General features: G+C 53.0%; 10 protein-coding genes. 5 read left to right on the forward strand and 5 right to left on the reverse strand.

Going from position 1 to position 10,489, the window contains the following annotated elements; genetic code table 11:
• Positions 1-586 (reverse strand): beta-ketoacyl synthase N-terminal-like domain-containing protein (locus INT22_RS21480; protein ID WP_319022107.1); only part of this gene is annotated, 586 nt, incomplete at its 3' end.
• Between the two features lie 81 nt (positions 587-667).
• Between INT22_RS21480 and INT22_RS18155 the strand changes: the two genes are divergently transcribed.
• A complete protein-coding gene (locus INT22_RS18155; RefSeq protein WP_193068706.1) occupies positions 668-1,309 on the forward strand; it encodes a TetR/AcrR family transcriptional regulator in 642 nt (213 codons plus the stop codon).
• A 179-nt stretch (positions 1,310-1,488) separates the two neighbouring features.
• Positions 1,489-3,672: an OsmC domain/YcaO domain-containing protein gene (locus INT22_RS18160; protein ID WP_193068707.1), complete on the forward strand. Its 2,184-nt coding sequence runs from the start codon at positions 1,489-1,491 to the stop codon at positions 3,670-3,672.
• Positions 3,673-3,759: 87 nt separating this feature from the next.
• Here the strand turns inward: INT22_RS18160 and INT22_RS18165 are convergent, their stop codons facing one another.
• Positions 3,760-4,662: a LysR family transcriptional regulator gene (locus tag INT22_RS18165; RefSeq protein WP_193068708.1), complete on the reverse strand. Its 903-nt coding sequence runs from the start codon at positions 4,660-4,662 to the stop codon at positions 3,760-3,762.
• Between the two features lie 100 nt (positions 4,663-4,762).
• On the opposite strand from INT22_RS18165, the gene INT22_RS18170 reads away from it, so the two are divergent.
• The 3 genes from INT22_RS18170 to INT22_RS18180 all read left to right on the forward strand — a co-directional run bounded on the left by INT22_RS18170 (position 4,763) and on the right by INT22_RS18180 (position 7,677).
• Positions 4,763-4,978 (forward strand): DUF2798 domain-containing protein, encoded by a 216-nt coding sequence (locus tag INT22_RS18170; protein WP_089039675.1) that lies wholly within the window; start codon positions 4,763-4,765, stop codon positions 4,976-4,978.
• A 185-nt stretch (positions 4,979-5,163) separates the two neighbouring features.
• The gene (locus tag INT22_RS18175) at positions 5,164-6,627 is read left to right on the forward strand and encodes an alanine/glycine:cation symporter family protein (protein WP_193061790.1); all 1,464 of its coding nucleotides are present in this window, start codon (positions 5,164-5,166) and stop codon (positions 6,625-6,627) included.
• A gap of 39 nt (positions 6,628-6,666) precedes the next feature.
• Positions 6,667-7,677, forward strand: a complete 1,011-nt coding sequence (locus INT22_RS18180) for a type I asparaginase (RefSeq protein WP_193068709.1) — start codon at positions 6,667-6,669, stop codon at positions 7,675-7,677.
• Positions 7,678-7,685: 8 nt separating this feature from the next.
• On the opposite strand, the gene INT22_RS18185 is transcribed toward INT22_RS18180, so the two are convergent.
• The 3 genes from INT22_RS18185 to INT22_RS21485 form a co-directional block, all read right to left on the reverse strand.
• A complete protein-coding gene (locus INT22_RS18185; protein ID WP_193068710.1) occupies positions 7,686-8,921 on the reverse strand; it encodes a DUF3422 domain-containing protein in 1,236 nt (411 codons plus the stop codon).
• A 118-nt stretch (positions 8,922-9,039) separates the two neighbouring features.
• Entirely contained in the window at positions 9,040-10,269 is a 1,230-nt protein-coding gene (locus INT22_RS18190; protein ID WP_193068711.1) for a nucleoside recognition domain-containing protein, read from the reverse strand.
• A gap of 79 nt (positions 10,270-10,348) precedes the next feature.
• A partial coding sequence (locus INT22_RS21485) for a LysO family transporter (RefSeq protein WP_226912894.1) occupies positions 10,349-10,489 on the reverse strand: 141 nt, incomplete at its 5' end.

A 10,489-nucleotide genomic window follows, 5' to 3' on the forward strand; every position in this document is an offset into this window, starting at 1 on the left:
CGAGGGCAACATCGGCTTCTCCGTTGCGTATTATGCGCATACCGTCGCCAATCGCCTGTAGGCCAGCCGCGCAAGCCGTCACCGGGCAACCGAGAGGGCCTTGAAAGCCATAACGAATGGACAGGTTACCAGCAGCCAAATTGGCCAGAAAGGCGGGCACCGTGAAGGGGGAGAGTTTGCGATAGCCGCGCTCAGCAAGGGTTTTTTGAGCTTGTGTAATGGTCGGGAAGCCGCCAATGCCAGAGCCAATAATGGTGGCCGTTCTGCGTTTTTGGGCTTGCTCAACGGGGAACCAGTTGGCCTGTGACAGTGCCTCTTTGGCTGCCGCCAATGCGTAGAGGCTGAACAAGTCCATTTTGCGCTGCTCTTTGGGGTCGGCTATCTCATTCAGATCAATACCGCCGGTGGGGTCTCGGTCAATACTCGGCACCACCCCGGCAATTTTGATCGGGATATGACTTGTGTCAAAGCGGTCAATGGTGCTGATGCCAGACTGGCCGTTAATCAGCCGCTGCCAACTTGTGTTGACGCTGTTGCCTAGCGGGCTGACCATACCCATGCCGGTAATCACGATAGGTGAGTGCATAGTGACTCCTAATTTATTGATAGGGTCACCCTAGCAATGGGCAGTATATGATCAAGATAATATTTAGCTGACGAGGTAGGTATGCCTTATCCCAAGAGCCATAAATCGAAAACCAAAGAGCGCATTTTGGCTTCGGCGACGGAGCTATTCAGCCGCTATGGGTTTCAAAAGGTCTCGATTGGCCAGATCATGAAGCTCGCCAAGATGACGCATGGCGCCTTTTATGCGCATTTTGCTTCAAAAGAGGCCCTTTACAATGAGTCTGTTCGTCTGACCATTGATAACAGCCGGGCGGCTAGACTGGTAAAAGGCCCGCTTTCGTTGCAGCACTTAACCGAGTTGGTCGCTAACTACTGCAATCTCCAAGAGCTGGAAGCTAAGCATAGGCCGGGGCCTGAAGCGGTACTGTTCAATGAAATAGGTAGTGAAAAAGCAGAAATTCGCACCCTGTTTGAAGCGTCATATATAAGTATGAAAAAGATGCTTGAAACGCGCTTGATCGCATTGAGTAAGCTGAAACAACTTCCTTTTGCCAATGACCGCAAAGCGATTGCTGATAAGTCCCGGGTCATATTGGCCTCTCTGGTAGGGGCCGTCGCGATTGCCAAAAGTTTGCCGGGAGAAGTGGAACGAAAGCAGGTGTTGTTAGCCACACAACGCCAGATTTTACTGATGCTCGGGGTCAGCGAAGCTGAGGCGGAGCGTATGATGCAAGCACAGTAGTTCGGTCATCTACTGAAGAGAGTCTCGATGTGTTGTTGAAGCGTTACCGTTCTTACGCGACGTTGAATGAGTGATTCGGGAGACTGCCCAAGACGAAGCGGGTAAAAAACTGGATAATGGCCGCCATCAGCCTATGGCCCCAAGACCTTCAGCACATTTATCTATCCGGATGCCCGCTCATGGAAATCAAAGTTAACTATCTCGACAACCTCCGCTTAGAGGCCAAGTTCGACGATTTTACGGTTATCTCCGACCAGCCGATTCGCTATAAGGGCGACGGCTCGGCACCTGGGCCGTTTGACTACTTCCTGGCGTCGTCTGCCATGTGTGCGGCCTACTTTGTAAAGGTGTACTGCAACGCCCGCGATATTCCTACCGAAAATATTCGCCTGTCACAGAACAACATCGTTGACCCGGAAGACCGCTATAAGCAGATTTTCAAAATCCAGGTCGAGTTGCCGGAAGATATTTCTGAAAAAGATCGCCAGGGTATTCTGCGTTCCATCGATCGCTGCACGGTTAAGAAGGTGGTTCAAACCGGCCCTGATTTCCAGATCGAGACGGTAGAAAACATCGACGAGGACGCCCAGGCACTGCTGATGGGAGCGCCGGAGGGCAGTGCTACTTATATTCCAGGCAAAGACCTGCCATTAGAACAAACCATCGCCAATATGAGCGCGATGCTGGCTGACCTGGGCATGAAGATAGAGATCGCCTCCTGGCGCAATATCGTGCCCCACGTCTGGTCACTGCATATTCGCGATGCGGCTTCACCGATGTGTTTCACTAATGGCAAAGGTGCTACCAAAGAGAGCGCCCTGTGTTCGGCGCTGGGCGAGTTTATTGAGCGCTTAAGCTGTAACTTCTTCTATAACGATCAGTACTTTGGTGAAGAGATTGCCAACAGCGATTTTGTTCACTACCCCAATGAAAAGTGGTTCAAGCCAGGCCCGAACGATGAGTTACCTGCTGAAATTCTCGATGAGCACTGTCGCGATATTTATAACCCTGAAGGCGAGCTGTGTGGCTCACATCTGATCGATACCAACTCGGGACGTGAAGGTAGGGGAATTATCTCACTGCCGTTTGTGCGCCAGTCCGACGGCGAAACGGTCTACTTCCCCTCCAATCTGATCGAAAACCTGTTCCTCAGTAACGGTATGAGCGCGGGCAATACCCTGGTAGAAGCCCAGGTGCAGTGCCTGTCGGAAATTTTCGAACGGGCGGTGAAGCGCGAAATCCTCGAACAAGAATTAGCTCTGCCGGATGTACCGCAGGACGTGCTAGCCAAGTATCCAAGTATCGTAGAAGGCATTAACGCCCTGGAAGCCCAAGGGTTCCCGGTGTTGGTCAAAGATGCCTCTATGGGTGGGCAGTTCCCGGTAATGTGCGTCACCTTGATGAACCCGCGTACTGGCGGCGTATTTGCTTCGTTTGGTGCGCACCCGAGCTTTGAAGTGGCGCTGGAGCGTAGCCTGACCGAGTTGCTCCAGGGCCGTAGCTTTGAGGGCTTGAATGATCTGCCGCTGCCGACGTTTAACTCGCAAACCGTTTCTGAACCCAACAACTTCGTTGAGCACTTTATCGACTCGGTGGGCGTCGTTTCCTGGCGCTTCTTTAGTGCCAAGCCCGATTTTGAATTCAGTGAATGGGATTTCTCTGGCAGCAATGAGGAAGAGGCCGCGACGCTGTTTGGCATTTTTGAGGAGCTGGGGGCCGAAGTGTACATGGCGGTCCACGAAGACCTGGGCGCACCAGTCTGTCGCATTCTGGTACCGGGTTACTCAGAGGTGTACCCCATTGAAGATTTAATCTGGGATAACACCAATAAAGCGTTGGACTACCGCGAAGATATTCTCAATCTGCACCGCTTGGATGACGCTCAGCTCACCGATCTGGTCGAGCGGTTGGAAGAGAGCCAGATGGATGACCACGCCGATATCATCACGCTGATCGGTATCGAGTTTGATGAGAACACTGTGTGGGGGCAGCTAACGATTCTAGAGCTCAAGCTGCTGGTTTACCTCGCGCTGCAACGCCATGAAGAAGCGCTGGACTGTGTGCAGATGTTCCTGCAGTACAACGATAATACTGTTGAGCGCGGCCTGTTCTATCAGGCGGTAAACGCGGTGCTGGAAATTGTGCTGGATGGCGAACTGGAGCTTGAAGATTATCTGCATAACTTCCAGCGCATGTTCGGCGAAGCGACCATGGCGGCTGTCGTGGGGTCGGTAAGTGGCGAAGTACGCTTCCACGGCCTAACGCCGACTAACATGCAGTTAGAAGGTCTGGAGCGCCACCAGCGCTTGATCGAAAGCTATAAGAAGCTTCATGCGGCACGGGCGGCGAAAGCGGGCATTTAAGCATTCTCCAAACGCGCTGCTAGTTAACTGTTTTGCTGGTGTTACGGCGCCAGCAGAACAGGTCGCCACTTTGCCCGAACAGACGGTCTAATCAGCAGAGTGGAACCAAGATTGGCGGCTGAGGAATTCGATTAACTCGTGGCGAAACAGCTTGGCCCTTGCTGAAAGGCTACGCCGATAGGGCCACACCAAGAAGATCTCTCGGTGGCGTCCCTGCCACTCAGGAAGTACTTGTATTAACTCTCCCGCTTGTAAGCTGTTCGCCACCATACTGGCGGGCATCAACGAGACGCCTGCTCCCGACGTTGTGAGGTTCAGCACAATATTCATATCGTTACTGATGTGGAAATGGCTCTTGTGACAAGCGTGCTGATTACCGTCTTGATGGAACAACAGCCAATCGCTAAACATTTTTGCTGCCACGCTGGGGCATGCTTGTAGCTCTTCTATCGTTCTGGGAATAGGGTGTTTCATCGTCGGTGATGCCACCAAAATCGGCTCTATATAGCCCAGGTGTTTTTGGATCAGTGTCGAGTCTTTTTGTGGCCCCGAGCGAAGCGCAATATCCGCTTGGTGATCGCGAATATCGGCCACGTTGTTATCTAGCTCGATAGTTAATGCGATCTCAGGATAACGATGAATAAAGTGGCGCCAAAATGCATCCAGTGGTCCGCTGCCCAAATTGACGGGCGCCATAATCTTCAATGGTCCGCTTAGGCTATGCAGTGTTTGATCCAGGTCTGAAATACGCTGATCCAGTGCGAGTACTAACTCCTCACACTCGCGGAAGTAGGACTCACCCTGAGGCGTCAACGTTAACCCCTTGGTTGAGCGATGGAGCAACTCTACGCCTAGTGTGGCTTCCAGTGCGCTTATGCGCCGCGACACGGTGGCAATGGTCATCTTCAGCGTTGCCGCCGTAGCCGTGAGGCTGCGTTGGTTGGCGGCCACGATAAAGATGTTTAGGTCATCAAGAGAGGGTTTTCGCATTTTGCAATTCTGTAAAATTGATTCTCATATATTGGCATATATTACCGTTATAGGTGTTTGTTAATCTGTCCGCACTCAAACATCACTCTCAGGTACTGCCATGAAACACAGAATTATCTTCGCTATTCTCATGTCGTTTACGCTATCGCTGATTATGTCTGCCTGGGTGACGTACGTGAATATCGGAACTCATGCTGATTTTGTTGGCATCTGGATGCACGCTTGGCTCCTTGCTTGGCCAGCTGCTGGGATCATTGCGTTTATCTGCGGCCCCTTTATGCATAAATTAGCCCACCGCATTGCCGAGAAAGTCTGACGGCTTGCCTGATGCACTCTGGTGCACCCGCTGATGCAGTGAGTGCACACAACTGCATCGCTGCGCCAAATTTAATTCTTCCCCATGCTTGGTAAAACGTTCTCCGCGGCGCGGTTTTAAGAAGCGCGAAATAAAACGACGCGAATTCCAACATAACGCTAATACAAGAACGCGGAGAAAATCACATGCTTGATATGCTCAATGAGCTCCTCTGGGGAAAGGTACTGCTAGTGCTGCTAGTAGGCGTTGGCATCGGTTTTACCGTTGCTTCCCGCTTTGTGCAGTTTCGTTATTTCGGCCAAATGTTTCGCATCCTGGGGTCGGGTCAGGCCTTTAAGCGTAATAAACACGGCCACTTAAGTTCGTTTCAGGCACTTGTCCTGTCAGTGGCAGGGCGCGTGGGTGGCGGTAATATTGCTGGCGTGGCGGTCGCGATTACGCTAGGTGGCCCAGGGGCTATTTTCTGGATGTGGCTGGTGGGCCTGATGGGGATGGCGACTAGCTTTTTAGAATGTACCCTCGCGCAGACCTACAAAGAAGCGGAAGGCGATGGCACTTATCGCGGTGGTCCGGCGTACTACATTGTTAAAGGGTTAGGTAAACAGTGGCGTTGGCTGGCAGCGTTTTACTCGGTGCTATTGCTGTTAACCTTTGGTTTTGCCTTTACCGCACTGCAATCTTATGCGGTAGCGACCTCGTTTGGCGACGCTTTCGGTGTGCCGGTGCTTTACAGCGGCATTGCCCTGGCCATGCTGGTAGGGCTGATTATTTTTGGTGGTATCAAACGTATTGCGCGCATCTCAGAGTTTCTGGTGCCTTTTATGGCGGTCAGCTATATCGCCATTGCGCTGCTGGTCATCGCCATGAACATTGGTGAAATTCCCGGCGTTATCATGCTAATCGTAAAAAGTGCTTTCGGCCTTGAACCGCTGATTGGTGGTGGTATTGGTGCGGCCATTATGATGGGTTTGAAGCGTGGCCTGTTTTCTAACGAAGCGGGTCTGGGCAGTGCGCCTAATGTGGCGGCGGTTGCTTACGTACCGCACCCGGCCAACCAAGGTATTGTGCAGGCGTTTTCGGTGTTTATCGATACCGTGATTATCTGCTCGGCCACGGCGTTTTTGATTCTACTCAGCGGTGTATATGACCCGACAGCCGGCGCTGGCGTTGAAGGTATCGCCCTTACCCAGGCGGCGCTTGCCGACCATGTAGGCGAATGGGGGCGCACCTTTGTTAGTCTCGCGCTGCTGCTGTTTGCGTTCAGTACTATTTTGTACAACTACTACCTCGGCGAGAACAGCCTCAACTTCTTTAGTCGCGACAACCAGAATCTGTTTAACGCTTTCCGGGTCGCCATTGTGTTGTTGGTGTGCTGGGGCGCGACCACAGATCTTGGCACTGTGTTCGGCTTTGCCGATGTCACCATGGGGCTATTGGCAGTGGTCAACCTCGTAGCGCTGATTCTGTTGTTCAAGTGTGGCCTACGCATTCTGAACGATTACGATAGCCAGCGCCGCCAGGGCATTAAACAGCCGATCTTCGATGCCAATCAGCATCCGGATCTTGAGCTGGACCCCAAGGCGTGGGAACTGGAGCCTGAAGAGGCCGAAGCGCTAAAGCAGCGCCTGGCAAGCGCGCCTGCTAAGTAAGCCCTTACATGCACTAACGCGATTAGATTAGGAGAGACTATGTCCCGCGTACTCATGCTCTACACCGGCGGTACCATCGGTATGCAACCATCGCCACATGGGTATGTGCCTTGCGCGGGGCTGGCCGATCGTTTAACCGCACACATGGCGCTGGCCGCCGCCGACAGGTTGCCATCGTTTGATGTGCTGGAAATGCAGCCGCTGATTGATAGCGCTGAGCTAATGCCCGACGCCTGGAACCGTTTAGTGGCACAGTTAGAAAGCCACTGGCAAGCATACGATGGGTTTGTGGTGCTACACGGTACCGACACCATGGCGTATAGCGCCGCTGCGTTGTCGTTTATGCTCGGCGCGCTCAACAAGCCGGTGATCTTCACCGGCGCTCAAATTCCTTTGGGGGAGCCCCGTAGCGATGCACTGAATAATCTCGTCAGTGCACTGCAACTGGTGGCTCACTCCGCGACACCTTGTGAAGTGAGTCTGGTCTTTCACGATCGACTTCTGCGCGGTAATCGCGCGCGCAAGGTACGCACTCAGGGCTTAGATGCCTTTGACTCTCCCAATTTTCCCTGGCTTGCCGAGCTTGGCATCGCCATATCTTACCCGCAGCCCTCTGCGTTGCTGAGCGGACGGCCTGACTTTGCCCCCATTGAGGTAGATGATGAGGCGGTTGCGATATTGCCACTCTATCCTGGTATGTCGCTGCGCCGCGCCAAGGCGCTACTGGCCGATGAACGCTTAAAAGGCTTGATTCTGCATAGCTACGGCGTGGGCAACCCGCCTAGTTTTGAAGGCGAGCTGTTAACGGCGCTAACGGCGGCAAATGAACGAGGGGTCGCACTGCTTAACGTGACTCAGTGCGCCCAAGGGGAAGTCGTACAGGGTGCCTACGCCACCGGCGCGGCGCTGAACCAAGCCGGTGTGATTGCGGGAGGCGATATCACTTTAGAAGCCGCCGTTGCAAAGCTTACGGTGCTGCTAGGTCGTGGGATGAGCGGCCCTGCACTGCGCAGGGCACTTAGCGGCTCACTACGAGGTGAGTGCAGCTAACGACTTACCTACTGGTGCTTTTTAACCTTCCAAATTCGCCACGTTAAGATCGCGATAATAAGCGCACTCAGTGGCGCTATGACGGAAGCGGCAACATTGGGTTCGATATCGACCCCTAGCGCTCTTAAGCTTTCCAGCCCCAGTTTCATTAAGCTGAAAATGTAGTAGCTGATGACGATGATCGAGAGACCTTCAACGGCCTTTTGGATTTTTAGCTGGCTGCTTGCGCGGGCATCTAAGCTCTGCAAAATTTTGTAGTTTTGCCTCTCGATTTCGACCTGGGTGCGGGTACGCAACAAGTCGTTTAAGCGTGTGGCGCTGGTGGCCAGCGTTTCTACGCGGCGATTCATGGCATCGCAGTAGCGCACGGCCGGTTCAAATCGCCGCAAAATAAACATGCCCAGCCGAGGATAATTACCGATACGCTCCTCGCGCAGTTCATTGATGCGTGCCAACACGATGTTGGCATAGGCATCGGTCGCGCTAAAGCGTTGACGTGTTTGTACACCGCAGCGTTCGAGTTTTGCCGAGAGCAGTGTCAAGGCGTTGAGCAACGGCTCGGCAGGGGAGGTGTGCTGTTCGGCGTGTTGATGAGAAAGCGCAGACAGCTCCGTTTCATAGTGTTGTAGCTCACGGCTGAGTGCTTTGGCTTCCGGTAGCGCCAGCATCGCCATTATGCGGTAAGTCTCAATATCAAATAAGCGTCTCGCCATCCTGCCCAGTCGATAGCTATCCAGATTATCGTTAACCATTAGCAATCGGTTTCTTTGCTGATCATCCAGGTTGAAGTCGCTCCAAACTGTGGCATCTCCGCCGCCTACCTGTGAACCCGCTGGCTGATCTAATCCATAGGCCTCCACGCTACCTGCCCATCGATTGGCCGTTTCCACGCGTAATACGCTGGCACTGATTATTTTATCGGCAACATCCGCGAGTAAACGGGCTAAAAAAGTAGGTGGTGTTGGCCATATGCGAGGGTTGCTGTTGTTGTCGTGCTTAATGGTTAGCGTAAAAAACTCGGTGTGTCGCTCCCACTTTATCAGGCAGCCCTGACAACTGACTATTTGTTGCACCTGATCGGGAGTGACAGTGACTTCTGTCAGCTCTGCTAGGCGATTAAGCAACGTAGTAACGTCATCGCCTTCAAGCGTAAAAGCGTAGTGATGAAGACAAGCAGGCCCCTCAAAATAGATGGGAGGCCGCGCGTGAAGCTCGTTATGTAATGCCGTGTGTTGAGCATGCATGAAACAAATTACCTGATCTATTGTTGTTACGAGTGTTGTAAAGAGTGCCGTTAAGAGCGTTGTGGCGAATGTTGTTACGAATAGCCAGCTTGATGGCTAACGTGGTTGCCAAGTGGCGTTAGCCAAAGAACCAGTAGCAGACGGCTATGGCAGTGATGATGCCCGCGGCGTCAGCGATGAGCGCGCAGCCCAGGCCATGGCGAATACGGGTAACGCCGACCGCGCCAAAATAGACTGCTAGCACGTAGAAGGTCGTTTCGGTGCTGCCTTGCAGGGTAGCGGCTAGCAGGCCAGGAAAGCTGTCGACACCAAAGGTGTTCATCGTCTCGATCATCATGGCCCGCGAGCCGCTACCAGAAAGGGGCTTTACAAAGGCGGTAGGCAGCGCATCTACGAAGCGAGTGTCCCAGCCAACCCCTTCCACCAACCAGCGGATGCCGCTCAGCCCTGCGTCCAGAACGCCGCTGGCACGTAGTACGCCAACCGCCACCAGCATGGCAATAAGATACGGCAGCAGGGTGACGGTAAAACTGACACCTTCTTTTGCCCCTTCAATAAAGGCGTCATACACCCTTACACCACGCAGTGCGCCAACCACTAAAAACATCATGACAATAGTGAATAACGTTAGGTTACCCACCAGTGTTGAAGCAGCCGCCAATGCTTGGGCCGACATGCCCGCCAGCGTGGTAATTAATAACCCCAAGGCAAGCGCTGCAGCGACCAAATAAGCCAGCACCACGGGTTGCCAGAGTTTTAAGCGCTGTACGAGTGCAACCGCGAGTAGCCCTGCCAGACTGGAAGCGCTGGTGGCCAGCAGAATCGGTAGAAAGACCAGGGTAGGCTCTGCCGCGCCTTGCTGAGCACGATAAATGAAGATCGTGACAGGTAGCAGCGTCAGTGATGAGGTGTTGAGTACTAAAAACAGGATTTGTGCGTTGCTGGCGGTATCGCGGCTCGGGTTGAGACTCTGCAGCGATTGCATGGCTTTAATGCCAATCGGTGTGGCAGCGTTATCTAAGCCTAAGATGTTAGCCGCAAAGTTCATGCTAATTAGCCCCATGGCTGGGTGATTACGGGGCACTTCTGGCATTAGGCGGGAAAACAGTGGGTCAAGCACACGGCCTAGTAAGCGAATCATGCCTGCCTTTTCGGCAATCGAAAGAAAGCCCAGCCAAAGCGTCATCGTGCCTAGTAGCACTAAAATAATATCCACGCTGACGCTTGCCATATCGAACAGCGACTGCACTAAGCGAGCAAAAACCTCGCTATCGCCACCGACTAACCACTGCCACAACGAGGCTGCAAACGCAGCAATGAAAAAGCTTAACCAAATTCCGTTTAGCATGGTGGGCAGGCATCCTGGGCAGTGAGGCAGTTGTATTTTTATAACGCTGCTTATCCTACCCAATGATTGCCTGCAATCGCTAACCCGAAAGCGAAAGAAAAAACAGAATCAGTGGTGGAGAGAGTAGTGACAGGATAAATCCGCTGACCACTGCAATAGGGACACAGGCCACACCGCCGTGCTGCTGGATCACTGGTAAGGTGAAGTCCATCGACGTAGC

Source organism: Halomonas sp. 3D7M (genome assembly GCF_014897885.1).
Taxonomy (GTDB): domain Bacteria; phylum Pseudomonadota; class Gammaproteobacteria; order Pseudomonadales; family Halomonadaceae; genus Vreelandella.